22 protein-coding genes are annotated in these 23,090 nt (G+C 61.9%); 15 read left to right on the top strand and 7 right to left on the bottom strand.

The window, feature by feature from the left end; all coding sequences use genetic code 11:
- Nucleotides 1–28: 28 nt before the first annotated feature.
- On the top strand, nt 29–1,195 hold the full coding sequence (locus tag KY494_RS24685; RefSeq protein ID WP_219888549.1) for a hypothetical protein: 1,167 nt from the start codon (nt 29–31) through the stop codon (nt 1,193–1,195).
- 58 nt (nt 1,196–1,253) lie between these two features.
- Nucleotides 1,254–1,736 carry a GNAT family N-acetyltransferase gene (locus KY494_RS24690; protein ID WP_258194417.1) on the top strand — a complete coding sequence of 161 codons (483 nt, stop codon included), beginning with the start codon at nt 1,254–1,256 and terminating at the stop codon, nt 1,734–1,736.
- On the opposite strand, the gene KY494_RS24695 is transcribed toward KY494_RS24690, so the two are convergent.
- A complete protein-coding gene (locus tag KY494_RS24695) occupies nt 1,737–3,146 on the bottom strand; it encodes an FAD-binding oxidoreductase (RefSeq protein WP_258194419.1) in 1,410 nt (469 codons plus the stop codon).
- Nucleotides 3,147–3,335: 189 nt separating this feature from the next.
- On the opposite strand from KY494_RS24695, the gene KY494_RS24700 reads away from it, so the two are divergent.
- From KY494_RS24700 to KY494_RS24720, 5 genes are all read left to right on the top strand, one after another.
- The gene (locus KY494_RS24700; RefSeq protein ID WP_219888550.1) at nt 3,336–4,241 is read left to right on the top strand and encodes a ChaN family lipoprotein; all 906 of its coding nucleotides are present in this window, start codon (nt 3,336–3,338) and stop codon (nt 4,239–4,241) included.
- 105 nt (nt 4,242–4,346) lie between these two features.
- The gene (gene exbB / locus KY494_RS24705; RefSeq protein ID WP_219888551.1) at nt 4,347–5,093 is read left to right on the top strand and encodes a tonB-system energizer ExbB; all 747 of its coding nucleotides are present in this window, start codon (nt 4,347–4,349) and stop codon (nt 5,091–5,093) included.
- A 3-nt stretch (nt 5,094–5,096) separates the two neighbouring features.
- Nucleotides 5,097–5,522, top strand: a complete 426-nt coding sequence (gene exbD / locus KY494_RS24710; protein ID WP_219888552.1) for a TonB system transport protein ExbD — start codon at nt 5,097–5,099, stop codon at nt 5,520–5,522.
- Complete coding sequence (locus tag KY494_RS24715) at nt 5,519–6,298, top strand: energy transducer TonB (protein ID WP_219888553.1); 780 nt, start codon at nt 5,519–5,521, stop codon at nt 6,296–6,298. Before exbD ends, KY494_RS24715 begins: the two co-directional genes overlap by 4 nt.
- A gap of 40 nt (nt 6,299–6,338) precedes the next feature.
- Nucleotides 6,339–8,594: a TonB-dependent receptor domain-containing protein gene (locus tag KY494_RS24720; RefSeq protein WP_219888554.1), complete on the top strand. Its 2,256-nt coding sequence runs from the start codon at nt 6,339–6,341 to the stop codon at nt 8,592–8,594.
- Between the two features lie 30 nt (nt 8,595–8,624).
- Here the strand turns inward: KY494_RS24720 and KY494_RS24725 are convergent, their stop codons facing one another.
- Nucleotides 8,625–9,032, bottom strand: coding sequence for a PRC-barrel domain-containing protein (locus tag KY494_RS24725; protein WP_219136861.1), 408 nt, complete (start codon nt 9,030–9,032; stop codon nt 8,625–8,627).
- 247 nt (nt 9,033–9,279) lie between these two features.
- On the opposite strand from KY494_RS24725, the gene KY494_RS24730 reads away from it, so the two are divergent.
- From KY494_RS24730 to ftsB, 3 genes are all read left to right on the top strand, one after another.
- On the top strand, nt 9,280–10,932 hold the full coding sequence (locus tag KY494_RS24730; protein ID WP_219136860.1) for a CTP synthase: 1,653 nt from the start codon (nt 9,280–9,282) through the stop codon (nt 10,930–10,932).
- Between the two features lie 141 nt (nt 10,933–11,073).
- Nucleotides 11,074–12,357 carry a phosphopyruvate hydratase gene (gene eno / locus KY494_RS24735; RefSeq protein ID WP_102123247.1) on the top strand — a complete coding sequence of 428 codons (1,284 nt, stop codon included), beginning with the start codon at nt 11,074–11,076 and terminating at the stop codon, nt 12,355–12,357.
- Nucleotides 12,358–12,418: 61 nt separating this feature from the next.
- The gene (ftsB, locus tag KY494_RS24740) at nt 12,419–12,742 is read left to right on the top strand and encodes a cell division protein FtsB (RefSeq protein WP_219136859.1); all 324 of its coding nucleotides are present in this window, start codon (nt 12,419–12,421) and stop codon (nt 12,740–12,742) included.
- A 206-nt stretch (nt 12,743–12,948) separates the two neighbouring features.
- Here ftsB and KY494_RS24745 read toward each other — a convergent pair whose 3' ends face one another.
- The 5 genes from KY494_RS24745 to KY494_RS24765 all read right to left on the bottom strand — a co-directional run bounded on the left by KY494_RS24745 (nt 12,949) and on the right by KY494_RS24765 (nt 18,600).
- Complete coding sequence (locus KY494_RS24745; RefSeq protein ID WP_219888555.1) at nt 12,949–13,230, bottom strand: hypothetical protein; 282 nt, start codon at nt 13,228–13,230, stop codon at nt 12,949–12,951.
- A gap of 152 nt (nt 13,231–13,382) precedes the next feature.
- Nucleotides 13,383–14,501 (bottom strand): glycerophosphodiester phosphodiesterase, encoded by a 1,119-nt coding sequence (locus tag KY494_RS24750; RefSeq protein ID WP_375143495.1) that lies wholly within the window; start codon nt 14,499–14,501, stop codon nt 13,383–13,385.
- A 23-nt stretch (nt 14,502–14,524) separates the two neighbouring features.
- The gene (locus KY494_RS24755) at nt 14,525–16,939 is read right to left on the bottom strand and encodes a TonB-dependent receptor (protein WP_258194421.1); all 2,415 of its coding nucleotides are present in this window, start codon (nt 16,937–16,939) and stop codon (nt 14,525–14,527) included.
- A gap of 151 nt (nt 16,940–17,090) precedes the next feature.
- Nucleotides 17,091–18,071 carry an Hsp33 family molecular chaperone HslO gene (hslO, locus tag KY494_RS24760; RefSeq protein WP_219888557.1) on the bottom strand — a complete coding sequence of 327 codons (981 nt, stop codon included), beginning with the start codon at nt 18,069–18,071 and terminating at the stop codon, nt 17,091–17,093.
- A 4-nt stretch (nt 18,072–18,075) separates the two neighbouring features.
- Nucleotides 18,076–18,600 (bottom strand): gamma carbonic anhydrase family protein, encoded by a 525-nt coding sequence (locus KY494_RS24765; protein ID WP_219136854.1) that lies wholly within the window; start codon nt 18,598–18,600, stop codon nt 18,076–18,078.
- A 229-nt stretch (nt 18,601–18,829) separates the two neighbouring features.
- On the opposite strand from KY494_RS24765, the gene KY494_RS24770 reads away from it, so the two are divergent.
- The 5 genes from KY494_RS24770 (at nt 18,830) to KY494_RS24790 (ending at nt 23,063) form a co-directional block, all read left to right on the top strand.
- Nucleotides 18,830–19,708, top strand: coding sequence for an alpha/beta fold hydrolase (locus KY494_RS24770; protein WP_219888558.1), 879 nt, complete (start codon nt 18,830–18,832; stop codon nt 19,706–19,708).
- Nucleotides 19,709–19,810: 102 nt separating this feature from the next.
- Nucleotides 19,811–20,644, top strand: a complete 834-nt coding sequence (locus KY494_RS24775) for a 3',5'-nucleoside bisphosphate phosphatase (RefSeq protein ID WP_219888559.1) — start codon at nt 19,811–19,813, stop codon at nt 20,642–20,644.
- A gap of 102 nt (nt 20,645–20,746) precedes the next feature.
- On the top strand, nt 20,747–21,631 hold the full coding sequence (htpX, locus tag KY494_RS24780) for a protease HtpX (RefSeq protein ID WP_219136851.1): 885 nt from the start codon (nt 20,747–20,749) through the stop codon (nt 21,629–21,631).
- Nucleotides 21,632–21,667: 36 nt separating this feature from the next.
- Nucleotides 21,668–22,291 carry an L-threonylcarbamoyladenylate synthase gene (locus KY494_RS24785; RefSeq protein ID WP_071075948.1) on the top strand — a complete coding sequence of 208 codons (624 nt, stop codon included), beginning with the start codon at nt 21,668–21,670 and terminating at the stop codon, nt 22,289–22,291.
- Nucleotides 22,292–22,385: 94 nt separating this feature from the next.
- Complete coding sequence (locus KY494_RS24790) at nt 22,386–23,063, top strand: site-2 protease family protein (protein WP_219888560.1); 678 nt, start codon at nt 22,386–22,388, stop codon at nt 23,061–23,063.
- Nucleotides 23,064–23,090: the final 27 nt, after the last annotated feature.

Below are 23,090 nucleotides of genomic sequence, written 5' to 3' on the forward strand. Positions count from 1 at the left end.
CCCATTCATCCACTTCCAGGAGCCGTGCATGCACGCCATTTCCCGCTACTGCCACCTTGTCCTGATCTGCTTTTCTTGCAATATGGCGCTTGCCGCCGCGCCCGATTTCACCAGCGCGGCAGGCATGGCGCACAGCTGCGCCGGCAACTTGCAAGCGCAGCCGGTCGCGACGCCGCAGGCACAGCAAGCCTGGGTACTCTGCCGCGACATTGCCACCGCTAAACGATTGCTGCGCTTGGCCGACCATTATCCGCCGGAGCAGCAAGGACAATTATCGCTGCAGCAGCTGGATCAGGAAGGCTTGCGCGTCGCCTTTGCCGCCTTGCGCGATGAATTGCGGACGACGCGGCGGGTGCTGGAGAAAATCGTGTTGCGTAGCAAGGACGACGGCTTGCTGCTGGTGCCCGCCACCTGGGGCAGCGATTTGAATGGCGACGGTACGCTGACGCCGGAAGAGCAATATATGTTTGCCATTCCCAAGCGGCCTGTGATCGGCGCGCCAGACGAGGAAGACAGCGGGGCGGACAGCCGAACGCAGCAATATTACCAGCGGCATTACCAGCTGGAAGCGCGCTTTCGTGTCGACCAGAGCGATGTGCAGTGGCTGCTCGGCTATCATTATTTTCTGGAGGCCTCCGCCGAGCTGAGTGCCGCATTCGACAACGGGCCCGGCACGCCAGCTTTGCGTGTGCGCGATCCAGCCGCGCTGCGGCGCGCCCATGGTTTGCTGCTGGCGGGTGTTAACAGCAGCGAAAAGCTGCGCCAACTGGTACTGGCGGAAACGGATGACGAGGAAGAGTGGATTGCCCATCCGGGCCAACGCAGCAGTGTTTTCCCCGAAACCTTGAGCGAACGGGACTTCCGTGCCTGGGAAACGCTGCTCGGGCATATTCTGCCGGTGCTGGAAGGCAAACAGTTGTTGGCCGCGCCTGCCAATGCCAGCCTGTTCGAATCGCTCTTCAGCAGCATTTGTGCGGACAAGCAAGGCTTGAATGTTGCCAGCCTGTTTCACCGTCAGCGCAACGAAGTGCTGGTGCCGAAAACCGGACCGGTCAGGCTGGCCGGCTGTCAGCCCATCACGGCACGCCACCCCGTGTCGCCCTTGCTGCGCTACCTGTCAGGACCAGTGCAGAGAGGCATGGACCATGCGCCCACAGGCATGGCCATGCTGCGTAAATTGTTTTGGGTAAATTGATCTGCTGAATTGAAGCGCTGAATCGCCGGGCAGTGGCGGGATATGGCAAAATTACTGGATGAATCAACCCTTGCCCACCATCACCCTGCGTCCCGCCCTGGTCGCCGACGCGCCCGCCATCGTTGCGCTGATCGACGACCTCATGCCTTTCCTGACCCTGCACCCCGATGGCGCGGGGGCGGAAAAATTCATCGAACATTGCCGCCAGCCGGCCATCGAAAACTATCTGTCGCTGCCCAATTACGCCTACCAGCTCGCGCATATCGACGGCGTGCTGGCTGGCGTGGTGGCGATGCGCGACAACACGCATCTGTTCCACATGTTCGTGCCGCGCACCCTGCACCGGCGCGGCATGGCGCGCCGTTTGTGGCAGGCGGCCCGCGACGCGTCGCTGGCCAGGGGCGATGTGACGGCGTTTACCGTCAACTCCTCGGCCTACGCCTTGCCCCTGTATGAAAGCCTGGGCTTTGTCGCCACGGGACCGAAGGTGGAGACGGGCGGCATCGCTTTCGTGCCGATGCGCATGGAATTGACGGCCTGATTACCAGCGCACGATCTTCCCCGGATTCATGATGTTCTTCGGATCGAGCGCGTGTTTCACGGCGCGCATGGTGTCGATGGCGCCCTCTCCATGTTCTTCCACCAGGAAAGCCATCTTGTGCATGCCCACGCCATGTTCTCCCGTGCAGGTGCCGTCCATGCCGATGGCGCGCGTGACCATGTCGCTGTTGACCTTTTCCGCGCGGGCGATGTCGGCCGGGTCATCGGGGTCGACCAGCATCTGCACGTGGAAATTGCCGTCGCCCACGTGGCCGATGATGGCGTAGACCAGGCCCTGCGCCTCGCAATCGGCCTTGGTGGCGAGGATGCATTCGGCCAGGCGCGAAATCGGCACGCAGCAATCGGTGGAAATGGCGCGGCTGCCGGGGCGCATCTGCAGCAGGGCGAAATACGCATTGTGGCGCGCGGCCCACAGGCGCGAGCGGTCTTCGGGACGGCTGGCCCATTCAAAATCGCTGGCGCCGTGTTCCTCCGTGATGGCTTGCACCAGCTGCGCCTGCTCGGCCACGCTGGCCGGCGTGCCGTGGAATTCAAACAGCAGCAAGGGTTTTTCCGGCAGCGCCATCTTGTCGTAGGCGTTGATGGCCTTGACGCCGTTTTCATCGAGAAACTCGACCCGCGCCACGGGAATACCCATCTGGATGGTCTGGATCACGGCGCTGACGGCCTCGCCCGTGCCGGGAAACGAACAGACGGCCGCCGAGATCGCTTCGGGCAGCGGATACAGTTTTACGGTCACTTCCGTGATGATGCCCAGGGTGCCCTCGCTACCGACAAACAAGCGCGTCAGGTCGTAGCCGGCCGAGGATTTTTTCGCCCTGGTCCCTGTCTTGATGATGCGGCCATCGGCCGTCACCACCGTCAGGGCCAGCACGTTTTCGCGCATGGTGCCGTAGCGCACGGCATTCGTGCCCGAGGCGCGCGTAGCCGCCATGCCGCCCAGCGACGCATTGGCGCCCGGGTCGATGGGGAAGAACAGGCCCGTGTCGCGGATTTCCTCGTTCAGTTGCTTGCGCGTCACGCCCGCCTGCACGGTGGCCGTCAAGTCTTCAGCATGCACGGCTACCATCTGGTTCATTTGCGACAGATCAATCGTCACGCCACCATGCAGGGCCAGCACGTGGCCTTCGAGCGAAGTGCCGCTGCCATAGGCGATGACGGGCACGTCGTGTGCGCTGCACAGCTTCACGGCGGCCGCCACTTCCTCGGTGGAATGGGCGAAGATGACGGCATCGGGCAGCATGGGGGGATAGCTCGACTCGTCGCGGCCATGGTGTGCGCGCATGGCTTGCGTCATGGAAAAGCGGTCGGCAAAGATCAGGGAAAGTACGGCAGCAAGAGAGTCTGGCAGCGGTTTTTTCAGTATCGCCAACTGGTCAGTTTGATTCACGCGAATCCTCCGTTTTTTTTATTCTACTCCGCGCCCGGGGATTTCACCGAAGCACCATGTTGATTTTTTGCCGCTTATAAAAAATTCCGCATGGTGCATCGTGCAGTGGTTGTAAATGAGAATCATTTCTATTAAAATGCCCGCCAGTAGTTATTTTGCAATGCGTGCTCAGACCCGAAAGGCCCTGCCATGAAATTCCCCTTGTCCCTCGCCGCCGTCCTGCCCGCCTGCGTGCTGGCCCTGAGCGCCTGCAGCAGTGTCGCGCCCGCCACTGGCACGGCCTCCGCCGCCACGGCGCAGGACGTGCGCCAGTTGGGCGAGATCGTCGACCTGCGCAGCGGCCAGCGCGTGACTGCCGAGCAATTGCTGGCCCGGCTGGCCGCCGCGCCGCGCGTGATCGTCGGCGAGCAGCATGACCAGCTCAGCCATCACCAGATCGAGCAATGGCTGCTGCAGCAATTGCAGGGCCAGCGTCCGCAAGGCAGCGTGCTGCTGGAAATGCTGAACCCGGACCAGCAAGCCAAGGTGGACAAGGTCAAGCCGTGGCTGCAGACGGACCCCATCGTGCGTCCCGAACACGTGGCCGAACTGCTGGCCTGGCAGCCGAGCTGGAAGTGGGCGCAATATGGCGACCTGGTCATGACGGTGATGCGCGCGCCATATCCCGTCTGGTCGGCCAACCTGGACCGCAGCGAAATCAAGCAAATGTTTATCGACCAGCCGGCCGTGCAGGGCAAGCATTCGAACCTGGCCAACGATGGCAAGGTGCATGATAAATTGAAAGACATCATCCGCGTCATGCACGATAACCAGATCGACGCGCCGCGCCTGGCCGCCATGCTGTCGGTGCAGCAACAGCGCGACCGCCGCATGGCCGAGCGCCTGCTGGCCGCGCCCGCGCCCGCCGTGCTGATCGCCGGCGCCTATCATGCGCACAAGGACCTGGGCGTGCCGCTGCACGTGCAAGACTTGACGGGCGGTCCCGCGCCGCTGGTGCTGGTGCTGGCGCCGCAGGGGGCCACGGTGCTGGCGCCGCAGGCGGATTTTGTGTGGTACACGCCGGTGGCGGCGCCCGCCATCGCCAGCGTAAAGTAATTCCTTGTATCTCCGCCGGGCGTTCAGCCCGGCACTCTTCCCCAGCAAGCCTCTTCGCAGCAGCCAGGTAGTCCGTCCGATTTTTTCTTACCTGTTGAAGCTTCCATGCGTATTTCCTGTATCAAAGCCGCTGCCGGCGGCGTGTTTCTTTCCATCTTTCATTCCGGCGCACAAGCGTCCACCTTGCCGCACGACATGTCGCCGCTGGGCATGTTTTTTGCCGCCGACCAGGTCGTCAAAAGCGTGCTCATCGGCCTGTTGATCGCCGCGCTGGCCACCTGGGTGGTCTTGCTGGTGAAGGGCGCCAGCTTGCTGCAAGCGCGGCGCGAAGCGGCGCTGGCCGTCGCCGTGCTGAAGACGGCCACGTCCTTGCCGGACGCTGCCGCAAAGAGCGGGGCGTCTGTGCTGGCGCAACAGTTGCTCGATGATGTGCAGCAGGAACTGCATCTGTCGCACGCCAGCGCGTCGGCGGCGGCCCTGAAGGAGCGGGCCGGCTTTCGCCAGGAACAGTTAATCGCCCACCAGGTGCGCGCCATGACGCAAGGCATCGGTCTGCTCGCCAGCATCGGCGCCGTGGCGCCCTTCGTCGGCCTGTTCGGCACCGTGTGGGGCATCATGAACAGCTTTATCGGCATCGCCGTCAGCCAGAGCACGAACCTGGCGACCGTGGCACTCGGTATCGCGGAAGCCTTGCTGGCGACAGCGCTGGGCCTGGTGGCGGCGATTCCCGCCGTCGTCATCTATAACGTCTTGAGCCGTGGCATCAATCAGTACAAGGCGCAGCTGCGCGCCGCTTCCGCGCAAGTGCTGCTGATGCTCAGCCGCGACCTCGACACGCGCCAGCAGGCCTGAACCATGGCGTCCCTGTTTCCTTCCCAAGACGACGATACGGCCGACATGCCGGAATTGAGTGAGATCAATGTCACGCCCTTCATCGACGTGATGCTGGTGTTGTTGATCATCTTCATGGTGGTCTCGCCGCTGGCCACCGTCGACCTGAAAATCGACTTGCCGGCCGCCACAGCCAAGCCCGAGCCGCGTCCCGACAAGCCCCTGTTCGTCTCCCTGAAAGCGGACCACAGCCTGTACCTGGGCGTAGCTCCCGTGGCGCGCGAGCAACTGGGCCGTCTGCTCGATGCCGAGACGGGCGGCGACCGCCAGCGCACGCTGTTTTTCCAGGCCGACAAGCAAGCCGCGTATGAAGACGTGCTGGGCGTGATGGATGTCCTGCGCCAGGCCGGCTATTTGAAAGTGGGCCTGGTGGGCCGGGAGGGCGGGTGAGTCCGCGTCCGGTATTGAGCTGGGGCATCGCCACGTCGCTGGTGGTGACCACCGCGCTGGCCCTGCTGTTGTGGGCGGCCTGGCGGCCCGTCACCGTCGCGCCCGCTAATCCGGCCGCCAGCGTGATGCTGGTGTTTGCCGCGCAGGCGATGTCGCCGGAGACACAACAGGCGGCAGCGGTCGGGGCGCGCCAGTCGGCCGCCTCCAGCGCCGCCCGGCCGCCAAAGAGCACCATCCGGCAAGAGGCGCTGCCCGTGCTGGCGCGTGCCGCCGCGCCGCAGATCGTCGCGGCGGAAAAAGAGGCGAAGGCAGAAACCGGTCCGTCGCCTGATCCCGGCAAGGATGCCGCCAAGGAAGCGTCCGTGCCCGCGCAGGCCAGCAGCAGCGCCGCGCCGGCGCCAAGTTCGGTGCGCGGTCCGCAGGCGGCGCCGTTCGACAGCGACACGCCGCCCGCCAGCGCGGCGCCGGCCAGCTGGCAAAGCCGGGTGCTCGGCCACCTGGCCCATTTCAAGCGCTATCCGGGCGACGCGCGCCAGCGCAAGCGGGCCGGCGCCGCCTGGGTGCGCTTCCAGGTGGACCGCGACGGCAAGCTGCTGGCCAGCGAATTGATCACGTCATCGGGCACGGTGCTGCTTGACCGCGAAGCGCTGCAAGTGCTTGAGCGCGCGCAACCGTTGCCGGCGCCGCCCGCCAGCGTATTGCGCCAGGGCACAGTGACGGTGACCTTGCCCGTGTCGTTCAAGCTCGATGCCGAGAGCGGCCACGGCGCCAGCTGATTTTTCGCATTTTTTCAATTACATAACAAATCGAGGGTGTATGCATATCAAGACAATGACGCGGGCCGTGGGCGTTTGCATGGCGTTGCTGGCGCAGCAGGCATGGGCGCAAGAGAGTAGCGACGGCAAGGTCGCGTTTTCGCCGCTGAATGTATCGGGTGAAACTGTCCCGGCGGAACAGCAGGCGCTGGAAAAACCGGGCGCCGTCAGCGCGCGCGGCGCGGACACGCGCTTGCAGAGCGTGGACCAGATCGTGCGCAGCATGCCGGGCACGTTTACCCAGATCGATCCGGCGCAGGGCGCCGTCAGCGTCAACATCCGCGGCCTGTCGGGGCTGGGCCGCGTCAACATGATGGTCGATGGCGTGAGCCAGAATTACTATGGCAGCGCGCCCTCGTCCGTGTCGCACGGCGGCGTGCCCAGCAGCCAGTTCGGCGCCCTGATCGACCCGAACTTCATCATCGGCGTGGATGTGTCGCGCGGCAATATCGTCGGTGGCGACGGCGTCAATGCGCTGGCCGGCAGCGCCAATTTTCGCACCATCGGCGTCGATGACGTCGTCTTCGCCGGTGAAAAGGTGGGTGCGCGCACGAAGATGTGGAGCGGAAATAATGGCGTGGGACGCAGCGCCATGCTGGCCGTGGCCATGAAAAACCCGGCCTTCGATGGCGGCAGCGTAGGCTTCATGGCGGCCACCAGCGCGAGTGTGATCGGCAACAACTACAAGAATGCCAAGGGCGTCAACAGCGAGGAATTCGGTTTCGGCTACAACCGCTATTACAAGCAAAAGCCCAAGTCGCAACTGCTCAAGCTGGACCTCAAATTGAGCGACTTCCACGCCCTGGAGCTGACGGCGCGCGACTACCGCAGCACGTTTACGCGCCGCGATATCCGCAGCAATGACTACTACGTCAAATATCACTACACGCCGTTTTCGGAGTTAATCGACCTCAATGTGGTGGCCAGCAGCAGCCGTGGCAACCAGAAATACATGCCCGAAGCGCTGACCAATTTCATCAATACGAATGCGGCCAACCGCGCCGACGCCTTCGACATCAACAACACCAGCAGTTTCAAGCTGGCCGGTGGCGATGCGCTGGTGACCATCGGCGGCAAGCTGATGCGCAACAAGTACAGCAAGCACGTGGAAAGCCTGGTCAACGACCCGGACAACCGGGACGCGAACCAGCAATCGATTGAAAACAACACGTTCGGCCCCGAAGGCGTGCAAAAGATCAGCAGCCTGTATGCAGGCTTGCAATACAACCGCGGCATTGTTCAGGTCAACGCGGGCCTGAACACCACGCACTTTGATTTGACCGGCTACAAACCCGCTTGCGACCTACGCGTGCAGTGTTTCCCGCAGGGGGCGTCGCACATTGCGCTGAAGGAGCATGGCATCAACCCATCGCTGCTCGTTTCCGCGCAAGTGACGCCGTGGTTCCAGCCGTTTGCCAGCGCCGAGCGCACCATGCGCGGACCGAATCCGCAGGAAGTATTCTTTTCCAACGATGGCGGCGCCTCGATGAACCCGTTTTTGAAAGGCGAGCGGGCCAGCACCTACCAGCTGGGCTTCAATTCCAGCCTGCATGGCTTGCTGAGCAAGAATGACGTGCTGAACTTCAAGGCCCTGTATTTCAAGAGCAAGATCGACGGCTATATCACCAGCCAGTCCTTTCTTGTGTGCGACAGCGGCCGCAAGTGCAATATCGCGGAAGTGCTCGCCAATGACTGGAAGAATGTGGATGAATACGTGACGAATATGTATATTTACATCAACTCGTCCACGCCCGTGCACGCGCGCGGCTGGGAACTGGAAGCGCAGTACCAGCTGGGGGCCACGTATGCGCGCCTGTCGTATACGCGCGACAAGACCAGCCAGCCCACCTCGATCGCCAGCGCGTGGTTTGGCGCGGCCGACATCGGCGACTTGCCCAGCACATATTACAACCTCGACGTGGGCACGCGCCTGCTGGACAACAAGCTGGAAGTGGGCGCCATCCTCAAGCACACGGGTTCGAACCGCCGCCTGTCGCCGGAGAATGAAGCCGATGAAGCGACGGGCGAAGTGCTCAAGGCCGAGAATCCGAAGATCCCGGCCGTGATCGACTTGTATGCGAGTTACCAGGTCAGCAAGAACCTGTTCCTGCGCCTGTCCGTGCAGAACGCCATGAACAAGGATTTCTCGGAAGCGCTGAACCGGCTGAACTCGATGCCGTCGCAGTCGCAGGACAACACGCCGCTGAGCACGGCGCGGGGCAGGACGTATGTGGCAGGGCTGGAGTACCGGTTTTAGAGCAGACCTCAGCCCCGCGCTTTTGCTTAATTAATACTCGCGTGGCGTGGTGCCGTAGTAGCTATGGATCGAATTGGCCCACGCCTGGTCCGCCATGTTCGGCCAGTTATCCGTGTCGAAGCCGGGCGCGTTTTCGATGCGTTCCTTGTCGACGTTGAGCGTGAAGCGCTTGTTGACGGTGTCGAGCAGCAGCGCTTCCCAGGGCACAGCGAACAGCTTTTCGCCGATGGTGAAGACGCCACCGTGCGACATGACGGCGTAGGCAATTTTGCCGCTGCGCATGTCGATCATGATTTCCTTGATTTCGCCCAGGTGTTCATCCTTGGCGTTGTGCACATGGTCGCCGATCAGGGTGTCGGCACCCATCAGTTCAGGGCCGGGGCCTTTGTGGCCGCGGTTGACATACATGCCGTAGGCGTCGCGTTCTTCGTAGCTCATGGTGGACCTCCTGTTGAAAAATCCCAGTCTGCGGCCAGGGCGCGGCAGGGTCTGTTCGCTCGCCCACACAAATTAAGGAATTGAAAATATTTTAATTATTACTATTGAGTAATTTTGTTGTGCGTAGACCGCAGGAGCGGGGGTGATCGTCGGCATTTGGCGCAAATTTCCACGCGCGGGGGGCGACGCAGGCGGGCTTTAGTGTATAATTTCAATTTCCCGCACGTGCCGTTCGGCACCATCTGCAATGACCAAATTTGTCTTCGTCACTGGTGGCGTTGTGTCTTCCCTTGGAAAAGGGATTGCCGCCGCCTCCCTCGCCGCGATCCTCGAATCGCGCGGCCTTAAAGTCACCATGCTCAAGCTCGACCCGTATATCAACGTCGATCCTGGCACGATGAGCCCTATGCAACACGGTGAAGTATTCGTCACCGACGACGGGGCCGAAACCGACCTCGACCTCGGTCACTACGAGCGCTTCATCTCCACCCGCATGAAAAAGGTGAATAACTTCACCACTGGCCAGATCTATGAATCGGTGATCCGCAAGGAACGCCGGGGCGAGTATCTGGGCAAGACCGTGCAGGTGATTCCGCATATCACCAATGAAATTCAGGATTACATCCGCCGTGGCGCCGAAGGCTACGACGTGGCCCTGTGCGAAATCGGCGGCACCGTCGGCGATATCGAATCGTTGCCCTTCCTGGAAGCGGCGCGTCAGCTGAGCCTGCGCGCCGGCCGCAAGAACACGGCCTTCGTCCACCTGACCCTGGTGCCTTACATCGCCTCGGCCGGTGAACTGAAGACCAAGCCGACCCAGCACTCGGTGCAAAAGCTGCGCGAAATCGGCATCATGCCGAACGCGCTGCTGTGCCGCGCCGACCGCGCCATCCCGGAAGACGAGCGCGCGAAGATCTCGCTGTTCTCGAATATCGAAGAGCATGCCGTCATTTCCGTATGGGACGTCGACACCATCTACAAAGTGCCGCAAATGCTGCACGACCAGGGCCTCGACAAGATCATCTGTGAAGCGCTGGACCTCGATCCGGCACCGGCCGACCTGTCGATCTGGAGCAAGCTGATCTACACGATGGAGCACCCGAAGGCGGAAGTGACCGTCGGCATGGTCGGCAAGTATGTCGAGCTGACCGAGTCGTACAAGTCGCTGATCGAAGCGTTGCGCCACGCCGGCATCCACACGGAAAGCCGCGTCAACATCGAGTACATCGATTCGGAAGAAATCGAAACGACCGGTTGCGAGAACCTGGCCAAGTACGATGCCATCCTGGTACCGGGCGGCTTCGGCAAGCGCGGCGTGGAAGGCAAGATCAAGGCGGCCCAGTTTGCCCGTGAGCACAAGATCCCTTACCTGGGCATCTGCCTGGGCATGCAAGTGGCCCTGATCGAATACGCGCGCAACAAGGCAGGCATGCCGAACGCGAATTCGACCGAGTTCGACCTTGATACGGATCAACCTGTCGTTGCACTGATCAATGAGTGGCAAAACCACGATGGTAAAGTCGAGTTGCGCGATGAAAACTCGGACCTGGGCGGTACCATGCGCCTGGGCGCGCAGACCTGCGCCGTCAATCCGGGCACCCTCGCTGCCGAGATCTACGGCAGCGTGGTGACCGAGCGTCACCGTCATCGCTACGAAGCCAACAATCACTACCTGGCCCGTGTCGAAGCGGCTGGCATGATCGTCTCGGCCCGCACGCCAAGCGAAGATTTGTGCGAAATCATGGAATTGCCACGCACGGGTGAAAATGCCCACCCATGGTATATGGGCGTGCAATACCATCCCGAGTTCAAGTCGACGCCACGCACCGGCCATCCGCTGTTTACCTCGTTCATCAAGGCAGCGCTGGCGCACAAGGAAGCCAACGCCGCCGCGGAATAACGCGGGTCGCTTGCGACAGTATTACCCGTAAGACAGCTCCCGGCCAGATGGTTCCCGCCGGGAGTTTCTTTGCCCCCTTTGTGCAATTGCGCATCAGAACGCAGTGTGCAGCCCCTGTTACGCTTAACTTTGGAGAATGACATGAGTGCTATTGTTGATATTATCGGTCGCGAAATCCTGGACTCGCGCGGCAATCCGACCGTCGAATGCGATGTGTTGCTGGAATCGGGCGTGATGGGCCGTGCGGCCGTACCGTCGGGTGCCTCGACCGGTTCGCGCGAAGCCGTGGAATTGCGCGATGGCGATGCCAAGCGCTACTTCGGCAAGGGCGTGCTGCAAGCATGCGAAAACATCAACACCGAAATCTCCGAAGCCATCATGGGCCTGGACGCCAATGAACAGGCGTTCCTGGACCGTACCTTGATCGACCTGGACGGCACGGAAAACAAATCGCGCCTGGGCGCCAACGCCATCCTGGCCGTCTCCATGGCCGTGGCCAAGGCTGCCGCCGAAGAAGCGGGCTTGCCGCTGTACCGCTATTTCGGCGGTTCGGGCGCCATGCAAATGCCAGTGCCGATGATGAACGTCATCAACGGCGGCGCACACGCCGACAACAACCTGGATATCCAGGAATTCATGATCATTCCCGTGGGCGCCCCGTCGTTCAAGGAAGCCGTCCGCTACGGCGCGGAAGTATTCCACACGCTGAAAAAGATCCTGCACAAGAAGGGCCTGAACACCAACGTGGGCGACGAAGGCGGTTTCGCGCCATCGCTGGCCAACCATGAAGAAGCCATCAAGCTGATCATCCAGGCCATCGAAGAAGCGGGCTACGAGCCAGGCACGCAGATCGCCATCGGTCTCGATTGCGCCGCGTCCGAGTTCTACAAGAACGGCAAGTACGAAATGGAAGGCGAAGGCCTGAGCCTGACGGCCACCGAGTTCACCAACCTGCTGGCGACCTGGTGCGACAAGTACCCGATCATCTCGATCGAAGACGCGATGCATGAAGGCGACTGGGACGGCTGGGCAATCCTGACGGCGGAACTGGGCAAGAAGGTGCAACTGGTCGGCGACGACCTGTATGTCACCAACACCAAGATCCTGAAAGAAGGCATCCAGAAGGGCATCGCCAACTCGATCCTGATCAAGATCAACCAGATCGGCACCCTGACGGAAACCTTCGCTGCCATTGAAATGGCCAAGCGCGCCGGCTACACGGCCGTCATTTCGCACCGCTCGGGCGAAACGGAAGACTCGACCATCGCCGATATCGCCGTTGCCACGAACGCCCTGCAGATCAAGACCGGCTCGATGTCGCGTTCGGACCGCATGGCCAAGTACAACCAGCTGCTGCGTATCGAGGAAGACCTGGGCGACATCGCCAGCTACCCTGGCCGCGATGCGTTCTATAATCTGAAGTAAGCTGATGTAAAACCCACTGGCCGGCCGGAGATATCCGGCCGGTTTGTTAACTGAATGTCCCATGCGCCTGATTACGCTCGCCCTGGCAGCCCTGCTGCTGCTGATCCAATTTCCCCTCTGGCTGGGTAAAGGCGGCTGGCTGCGTGTTGCCGACATGGAAGCCCAAGTGGCGCAGGCCAACAAGAAGAATATGGAATTGAAGGCGAGAAACGCCAAGCTCGAATCCGAAGTGCGCGACCTGAAAGATGGTACGGGTGCCGTCGAGGAGCGTGCCCGCTATGAGCTGGGCATGGTCAAACAGAATGAGATTTTCGTGCAGATCGTGCGCAAGGGCCAGACCCCGCCACTGCTGGAAACACCGGTGGACGCTGCTGCGCCACATTAAGATAGTACGACTTCCCGCTTGCCAGCCTGGACCGATTGCCAGGCTGACATATCACTTTATGACTGCTACTACCTTGCTGCTTGCTGATTAGAAACGGGCTTTGCCGGTCGAGATCAGGTAGAAATGGATGCCGGTAACGACGACGGCTACGGCGATCAGTGCGGTTTCGAGAATCATCATATAAAAATCCTTTCGTGTATATTGAGTTAGCCGCGCGAGGCCAGGAAACGCAATTCCGAGGCCAGATTCGGCATCAGGTGCTCGTAGCGGGCCGCTTCCGAGTTCAGCAGGGCGATGTCGCGCTTGCTTGGGCGCACATAGCGCTGTTCTTCGGCGCTGCTGGTGTTCGTGGTGATGACTTCCTTCTGTGCCAGTTCGCTGTACGGCTTGGAAGCGAGCAGGGCGCCCAGGAAGGCGCGCGTGGCGCGGCCCAGGTTGCTGAAGTAGTTGTCGTTGTCGTTGCTGTAGGTGTTGGTAAAAGTGGACATATGCCCTCCATGAATGGTCTGTTGTTGCATTGCACAATAATGGAGTTTGCGATATGCGTCCAATTTCAAATTCCAATTTCAGAAATTCAAGAAACGAATAATAAGGGCGTAGCTGTCGGCCACGCCCTGAAATTAAAATTGTTACGAAATGTTTATCCGGCGGCGATGCGTCCCAGGCCCGGATCGTCGCTGAAAAAGCCGTCCAGTCCCGTTTCGATATAGCGCCGCATTTCCGCCACGGATCCCGCTTCGTTGCGCGCATTTTCTCCATTGCCATCGCGGAAGTCGGCCGCCAGGAAACGGTTTTCTGGCCGGAAGGTCCACGTGTGCAACAGCAGGCCCGCCTGGTGCGCATCGTCGACGATGGTCGTGGGCGCAGCCAGGCGCTGGTCGGCGCCCAACGCGATGACGCCTCGCGTGGGCGGCGCCACCACGTCCGCGTAGGCGGCGATGTCACGCAAGCCGGCCGGCGTCGTCATCTGCCCGAAGGTCAGCTTGCCACCGGCCTTGACGACATCCATGGGGCGCACCTCGCCGCCCACCACCAGCTGCATCAGGCGCACGTTGGCGCGCCGTCCCAGCTTCTCGCGCAGGTACTTCAAATTGGCCACTTCGAAGGACTGGATTTCGATCGGCGCGCGGCGCGTGTATTCGTGTGCCAGCATGGTCGACAGGAAACGGTCTTCCAGCGCCAGGCCCGCATCGCGGAAATAGGTGGAACTTTTCAGCTCCGGCACGAGGCCGATGACGCGGCCGCTGGCGGCAGATTGCGCTGCAACAAAATCGATGATTTCTTCCCACGTGGGGATCTGGAATTGGCCATCGTACAAGGTGTTGCCGGTGCGTACTTTCGGCAAGCGTTCGATGGCGCGCAGGGTTTTCAGTTCCGCCAGCGTAAAGTCGTCGACGAACCAGCCGTCGTGCCATTCGCCGTCGACCATCTTCTTGCCGCGCCGGCTGGCAAATTCAGGCCGGCGCGCCACGTCGGTGGTGTCGATCAGGTTGCTTTCGTGGCGCGCCACGAGGATGCCGTCGCGCGTGGCGACCAGGTCCGGCTCGACGTAATCGGCGCCATCGAGGATTGCCTTGGCGTACGACGCCAGCGTGTGCTCGGGGCGCAGGGCGCTGGCGCCCCGGTGGGCGAACACCAGCGGACGCGCGGGAGGCGGAGCCAGCAGGCCGGCGGCAAAGCCCGGTGCGGCGGCCAGGGCCAGGCCGCCGGCTGCTGCCTGGACGAAGCTGCGGCGCGAAAAGTGCCGTTGCGGCAGCACAGGGGCGAGATGCGGCGCGCGCATCAGAAATCCGCCGTCAGGGTCAAAAAGCCCTGGCGCGGGGCGATGGGGAAGGTGTTGTACGTCTTGTCGGCCGCGCCCACCACCACGTTCAGCGAGCCCTCGCGGTTGGCCAGGTTGCTGACGTTCAAGCGCCAGCGCGGGTTTTTCAGCCAGCTGGCCATGGCCGGCAGCTTGCCCGACACGCCAAGGCCCATCAGGAAATAGCTGGGGACCGATAAATCGTTGGTGTACGTCGCGTAGCGCTTGCCCACATAGTCCCCCGTCAGTTGCACTTCGATATCGCCAAACGTAGCCGAGGCCACGAACTTGTTCAGCCATTCCGGCGAGCCGGGCACGTTCTTGCCGGCCGTCAGCACCAGCGCGGCGCCATTGTTGTAGTTGTCCGCGTACTGCGAGCGGTTGTACGACAGGGCATTGTAGAACGAGAAATTGTTGCCAAAGTGCACGGTACCGGCGATGTCGATGCCGTCCGTGCGCACGCTGCCCACGTTGGCCAGCACGGGGTTGCCGCCGATGATGGAGGAAATCACGGGCGTGGGGCTGATCTGCAGCAAACGGTTGCTGAAATCGACGTGGTACACATTGACCTGGCCATCGATGGCCGTGATGGCGCCCAGGTTCAATGGGTGGCTGCCGCGCACGCCCACTTCATAGGTGAGGGCCGTTTCCGGCTTGGCATCGCGCTTGAACAGGTCGAACGCGGCCTGGCTCGACAAGCTCCATGGCGAGGCGCCGCCGCCGCCATAGGTGACGAACTGGCGCATGTTTTTCTGGATATTGAAGTACAGCTGGTCTTGCGGCGTGAAGTCCCAGCGCGCGCCCACTTGCGGCAGGAACCATTTTTTCGTGTTGATGGTGCCGACCGGCAAGGCCGTCGAGCCGCCGGCAATGGCGCCATTGGCTGGCTGCACGGGGAATTGGCCGTCGGCAAACTGCAGGCTGGACTTGAAGCCCGCCTGCAGCGCGATATCGGGACGGATGCGCCATTCATCCTGCAAATGCAGCTGCACCACCTTGTTGTCGATCTCGCTGCCGTACTGCGTGATCAGAGGATTGCTGGGGCGGTCATACGGCGAGGTCGGGTTGTTGACGTCCAGCGCATACCAGCGGCGGTAGGCGGACGAGCGGTTGTGTTCCAGCCACAGGCCCGCTTCCAGCTGGTGATTGCCGATTTCCTTGCGCAAGGTGGAAAGGAAGCCGCCGCGCTTGATGTCGTATTCCGTTGTGCGCACGGCGTAGCCCGAGTTGCCGAACACCTGTTTCAGGTTCTGTTTCGGGTAGTACACGCTGAACAGGCCCGGCAAGCCGGCCACGCCGATGGGGCCGGCCACCACGCCCGCGCCGTCATCCTTGTGGTAGTACACCTGGTTCGACCACGTCATGCCATCGGACAAGTTGGCGTCGAACTTGGCATACGCCAGGTAATCGGTGCGCTGTGCGTCGCTGTAGTAATTGCGGTAATTGTTGCCGTCGGCGGCCGGCGTCGCGCCCGTCGGCGACAGGTAATTGAGGGCCGCCTTGAAGTCGGGATACAGGAAGGGGCGCGTGTACGGTGCGCTCGTCTCGCCCTTCACGTGCACGGTGCTGTCTTCGTTCGGCTCGATCTTGTCCGAGTAATTGAAGAACAGGGTCAGCTTGCCCGCTTCGCTGCGGTTGACGTATTTGGCGTTGAACTGGTCGCCGCCCTGGCGCGCATCGAAGTCCCAGGCGCGCGCTTCGTGGTGCAGGATGGAAAAATAGGCGCTGCTGCCGTCGCCGAAGGCGCCCGTGTCGTAGCGGGCAAACGTGCGCGAGGTGCGGTGGCTGCCCACCGTTTGCTGCACGCTGGCGCCTTGCGTGGCCAGCGGGTCGCTGGAATAGGTTTCGATGGTGCCGCCCAGGTTGCTGGTCGAGGCCGTCGCCAGGTCGCCCGCGCCCGAGGACAGCACGACGCTGCGCACGTTTTCGCTGATCACGGCGCGCTGCGGCGACAGACCGTTGTAGTTGCCGTACTGCTGGTCTCCGAGCGGCACGCCATCCATGGTGTAGCCGAGTTGCTGGCCGGAAAAGCCATGCACGAACAGCGACAGGTTTTGTTCGTTGTTGCCCCATGGATCGGCCGTCTGGAAGCTGACGCCAGGCAAGGTTTGCAAGGCTTTCAGGGGATTCGTGCCGGGCAGGATTTTTTGGATTTCATTCTTGCTCAGGGCGACTGAAGAACGCGTCTTGCGCGAGGAAATCTCCACGGTGGCCATCGGTGCGTTGTCGTCGGCAGCCGGGGCAGCAGAGGCTCCCATGTCGGTAGTGGCGGCGGCCACGGCGGCGGCCACGGCCGTTTGCGCCAGGGCAGGCAAACTCAAGCCAGCGGCGCAGGCGCCCAGCAAAACATGGAAGGAATGGCGGCGCAGGGCCAGCGTCAAGTGGGTGGTCATCATCAGCCTGTGGAAAGTGGGAAGTAATACAAGCTGCGCAGCGTAACGGCGGCGCGTGACGGGCTGATGACGTACTGATGACGGAACGATGACAGTGGAAACAATGGCGCCGCCTCAAGGGCGGCGCGGCAGATTCATTGCGAAACTGTAATGCTTAGTTAATGCTCGCGGCTGGCGGAATCAAGACCTCTGCCGGCGCATCCGTGATGAACAGCTGCGCGCAATCGACCTTGTCGAACTCGTAGTGCTGGCCGCAGAAATCACAGTTCACGCCCACTTTCCCCACTTCGTCGAGGGTGCCGTTGACTTCTTCCTCGCCCAGCATCTTGAGCATATTGCCCACTTTTTCGCGCGTGCAGCTGCAATGGAAGCTTGGGTGCAGCGGGTCGAAGACGCGGATGGTTTCTTCCCAGAACAAGCGCTGCATCAGGGTCTCGATGTCGGTGGCGAGGATTTCTTCCTCTTTCAGGGTCGACGCCAGCATCACGGCGCGGTGCCATGTATCCAATGCAACTTCTTCCGAGACAGGCGTCGCTTCGGCCTTGCCGCCATGGTGGGGCAGCTTTTGCAGCAGCAGGCCGCGCGAGACGCTGTCGTCCGTGGCCAGCCACAGACGCGTGTCGAGCTGTTCCGAACGCAACATGTAGTTTTCGATCACGGTCGCCATGTCGTCGCCGTCCAGCGGCACGATGCCCTGGTACGGTTGCTGGCCCGGCACCTTGTCGGCCGGGTCCAGGGTGATGATGAAGCGGCCCTTGCCCGTGGCGTTGAGCAATTGCGGCACGGTGGCGACGTCGGGGATGGCGGCGTCCGGGTCCAGCTTGGCCGTGGCGCGCAGGCGCAGGTCGGAATCGCATTCGACGACCATCAGGCGCACGGGACCGTCACCGTGGATTTGCATGATGATGGAGCCGTTGAATTTCAGGTTGGCCGACAGCAGGGCGGCGGCGGCCACCATTTCGCCCAGCACTTTTTTCACGGCCGCCGGATAGGCGTGGCGCGACACCACTTCTTGCCAGGTGTGGGAAACGTCGATGAACTGGCCGCGCACGGCGGCGTTGTCGAAAATAAATTTTTGCAGGGTATCCTGGCCGCTAACAGCTGCGCTGACCGCGCCCGTGGTTTCAGTCGTCATTCTCTTATCCAATCTTCTTGAGTTGCGTATTAAATAGCTGGCCGCGTTGCACATAGTTCACGGCGTTGCCTTGTAGCCTGGTGATATCGTCTGCCGTCAGGGTCCGCACGGCTTTCGCCGGCGAGCCGATGATCAGCATATTGTCGGGAAATTCCTTGCCTTCCGTGACCAGCGCGCCCGCGCCGACCAGGCACCCTTTGCCGATCTTCGCGCCGTTCAGGATCACGGCCTGGATGCCGATCAGGGCGCCATCGCCGATCGTGCAGCCATGCAGCATCGCCTGGTGGCCGATGGTCACGTTCTGGCCGATGTCCAGCGGGTAGCCGGGGTCCGTGTGCAGTACGGCGCCTTCCTGCACATTGCTGTTGGCGCCCACGGTGATGCGTTCATTGTCGCCGCGAAGCGTCGCGCCGAACCATACGGAGGTATTCGCTTCCAGCGTCACCTTGCCGATCACGTTGGCCGTGTCGGCAACAAAAGCGGAAGCGTCAATCTGTGGCGCATCGGCGCCCAATTGGTAGAGTGTCATCGTTAGCCTGTGGCGGTGGTGGAAGCGCCGGGCTGGCCGGACGCGGAAGTTTTACTGATTTGCTTACCTACTGTGTACGCTATTTTACGCTGTTGCAGGGCAAGTCCTGGCGCCGACCGCCAATCCGGTATAATAATCGAACGGTCGTACTTTTATACTCGCACTATTTACAGACACAGCATGTGGCGCCATCCGCGCTACTTTCAAGGCAGGCAATCAGATGAAACCCATGAAACTTTCCCGTTCCGAATTCATCAACATCCGCGGTGCCCGCACGCATGTGCGCCACTGGGGCCGCGAAGGCGCGCCCATCCTGTTCATGGTGCACGGCTGGATGGACGTGGCCGCCTCGTTCCAGTTCGTCGTCGACGAATTGCAAGGCGACTGGCATGTGATCGCCCCCGACTGGCGCGGTTTTGGCCTGAGCGATTACACGCAATCGGACACCTACTGGTTCCCCGATTACCTGGCCGACCTGGACGCCATGCTGCTGCATTATTCGCCGGACGCGCCCGTCAAGCTGCTCGGCCACAGCATGGGCGCCAACGTGGCCGGCCTGTACGCGGGCGTGCGGCCCGAGCGCATCAGCCGCTTCATCAACCTGGAAGGCTTCGGCATGATGGCGACGAAGCCCGAGCAGGCGCCGGGCCGCTACGCCAAGTGGCTAGCTGAATTGCGCGAGCCGCCCGCCATGCGCAGCTATCCGAGCCAACAGGCCGTGGCCGAGCGCCTGCAAAAGACCAATCCGCGCCTGCCCGACGCGCGCGCGGCCTTCCTGGCCGAGCACTGGTCGGCGCAGAACGAGGCGGGCGAGTGGGACATCCTGGGCGACCCGCGGCACAAGCGGGTCAATCCCATCCTGTACCAGGTGGAAGAAGTGATGGCATGCTGGCGCCGCATCACGGCGCCCGTGCTGTGGGTGGAGGCCGATGACACGAATATGTGGCAATGGATGGGGCCGAAGGAAGAGGCGCGCATTGAAATCGACCGGCGTTTGGCCTGCATCAAGGATGTGCGCTGCGAGATGATGGCGGATGCGGGCCACATGCTGCACCATGACCAGCCGGCGGAGCTGGCGCGCCTGGTGGAAACCTTCCTGGCGCAGTAATGTGCTGGCACAACTGTGTCGCTAACGCGACTTCCTTATCGGGCAAGCAGCGTACAATGAAAACTTCTTCCATGCTGAGCCCGTGCAGGGTATTGTTTTCACATGCTTAAAGTCGACCTGCATTGTCATTCGAATATCTCCGACGGCGTGTTGTCACCGGCCGCCGTGGCCGCGCACGCGCGCAAGGCTGGCGTCGACGTGTGGGCGCTGACGGACCACGATGAAGTGTCCGGCGTCGCCGCCGCGCGCGCGGCCGCGCTGGACCTGGGCATGCGCTTCGTGGCCGGCGTGGAAATTTCCATCACCTGGGCCGGCCAGACCGTGCACATCGTGGGCTTGCAAGTCGATGAAAACAATCCGGGCCTGGTGCAGGGCTTGCACCAGACACGTTCGGGGCGCGACGCGCGCGGCCGCGAAATCGCCCGCCAGCTGGACCTGGCCGGCATCCCCGACGCCTATGAAGGGGCCTTGAAATTTGTCGGCAACCCGGATTTGATGTCGCGCACGCACTTTGCCCGCTACATCGTGGAAACGGGGAAATGCGCGAACATCCCTGACGTGTTCAAGAAATACCTGTCGGAAGGCAAGCCGGGCTACGTCGAGCACCGCTGGGCCACCCTGGCCGAGGCCGTGGGCTGGATACGTGGCGCGGGCGGCGTGGCCGTCATCGCCCATCCGGGCCGCTACCGCTTCAGCGACATGGCACAAGGCGTGCTGTTCGATGAATTCAAGCAACTCGGCGGCGTGGCCATCGAAGTCGTCACGGGCAGCCATAGTCCGGACCAGTATCCGGAATACGCGCAGCTGGCCAACGCCTACGGCTTCCTCGCCTCGCGCGGCACGGATTTCCATGCGCCGGACGAGTCGCGCGTGGATTTTGCCATGCTGCCGCCTTTGCCTGCCAACGTCACGCCCATCTGGCACGACTGGTTCTAGGGCGCGGCCGGCCTGCGCCTGCGGCGCGGGCTTGAAAATACGCCCCTTCGTTCTTATCTTTTAGTTATTCTTGTCATATATAGTCATCTGGAGCCATCGCCCATGAAACGTATCGTCCTTTTTATTGCAACCAACCTGGCCGTGATGCTGGTGCTGTCGCTCGTCCTCAGCTTGTTGGGCGTGGGCAATCCGGCGCGGGGCAGCACCCTGAACCTGGGCAGCCTGCTGATGTTTTCGCTGGTGGTGGGTTTTACAGGGTCGATCTTTTCGCTGTTGATCAGCAAACCGATGGCCAAGTGGAGCACGGGCGCGCGCGTCATCGACAACCCCACCTCGTCGACGGAATTGTGGCTGGTCAATACCGTGCGCGCCCTGTCCGAGCGGGCCGGCATCGGCATGCCGGAAGTGGCCGTGTACGAAGGCGACGCGAATGCGTTTGCCACGGGCGCGTTCAAGAATTCGGCGCTGGTGGCCGTCTCCACCGGCTTGCTGCAGAGCATGAACCGCGATGAAGTCGAAGCCGTGCTGGGCCATGAAATCGCCCACGTCGCCAACGGCGACATGGTGACCTTGACCCTGATCCAGGGCGTGGTGAATACCTTTGTCGTCTTCATGGCCCGCGTCGTGGGGTTCTTTGTCGACAATGTGCTGTTGAAAAATAACAATCGCGAAGGCGGCGGACGCGGCATCGGTTACTTTGTGACCGTGATGGTGTGCGAAGTCATCTTTGGCTTGCTTGCTTCCATCATCGTCGCCTGGTTCTCGCGCCAGCGCGAATTCCGTGCCGATGCCGGTTCCGCCAAGCTGCTGGGCAGCCCGACGCCGATGATGCATGCGCTGGCCCGCCTGGGCGGCGTGCCGCCGGGCGAACTGCCCCAATCGATGCAGGCGCTGGGCATCAGCGGCGGCAATGGCGGCTGGGGCGCGCTGTTCGCCACCCATCCACCGATCGAGCAACGCATCGCCGCCCTGCGTGGCGTGCAATAATGATAATTAATACCAATAACTAAGAATACGTAGACCATGAGTCAATTTTTCCAGATTCACCCCGAGAATCCGCAATTACGCCTGATCAAACAGGCGGCGCAGATCATCCAGTCCGGCGGCGTGGTGGCCTTGCCCACCGATTCCTGCTACGCGCTGGTGTGCCAGCTCGACGACAAGGGCGCCGTCGAGCGCCTGCGCCGCATCCGTGGCGTGGATGAAAAGCATCATCTGACCTTGCTGTGCCGCGACTTGAGCGAACTGGGCTTGTATGCCCGCGTCGACAACCGCCAGTTCCGCCTGCTCAAGGCGGGCACGCCGGGCGCCTACACCTTCATCCTGGAGGCGACCAAGGAAGTGCCGCGCCGCCTCAGCCATCCTTCGCGCAAGACCATCGGCCTGCGCGTGCCGCAGCACCGCATCGTGCAAAGCCTGCTGGAAGAACTGGGCCAGCCCCTGCTGGGTGCGACCCTGACCCTGCCTGGCGATGAAGACAGCCTGACGGATGCCGACACGATCCGCGAACGGCTGGAAAAGCTGCTCGACCTGATCATCGATGGCGGCGTCTGCGCGCATGGCCCCAGTACCGTGATCGACCTGACGGGACCGGAGCCGGAAGTGGTGCGCGTGGGACGCGGCGACCCGGCCGTTCTGGGCTTGTAGAGAGGCATCGCGCACCCGTTCTGGTGCCGCTCTTCATCTGTTCTTAATGACAACGTAAGAAAGGGCCTGGATCGGCTCTGGTAGAATCGCGGTCATGAGCGATTTCAATACGATAGTCCAGACCATTGCGGTGTACCTGGTGCCGGTGCTGTTTGCCATTTCCCTGCACGAGGCGGCGCACGGCTATGCCGCCCGCTATTTCGGCGACCCCACGGCCTCGAACGAGGGCAGGCTGAGCCTCAATCCCATCCGGCATATCGATCCTTTCGGCACGATATTGCTGCCCTTGATACTGTATTTCACGATCCAGGTACCGTTTGGCTATGCCAAGCCGGTGCCCGTCGATTTCAGCCGCCTGCGCAATCCGAAGAAGCAGATGGCGTGGGTGGCGTTTGCCGGTCCTGGCGCCAATTTCGTCATGGGCTTCGGCTGGATGATCGCCTTTGTCGTCCTCAGCGTCCTGCCGCCGACGGAAATGGGCATGTTTTTCCGCAAGATGGCGGGCGCCGGCGTCAGCGTGAATGCGGCCATGTTTGTCTTTAACCTGATCCCCGTGCCACCGCTCGATGGCGGGCGCATCATGACGGGCTTGCTGCCGATGAGCCTGGCGCGTCCCTACGCCAGCATCGAGCGCTACAGCCTGTATGTCTTCGGCGCCCTGGTGCTGCTGATGTACACGGGCATCTTGAACCGCGCCTTGCTGGCGGCGATCGAATTTGTCATTGGCATTTTTGTCACCCTGGTCACGCCCCTGACGGCCATCTTGACTTGATGCCGCGCAAGCTGATGCACGCAATTA

This window comes from Janthinobacterium sp. PAMC25594 (assembly GCF_019443505.1).
Taxonomy (GTDB): domain Bacteria; phylum Pseudomonadota; class Gammaproteobacteria; order Burkholderiales; family Burkholderiaceae_D; genus Janthinobacterium.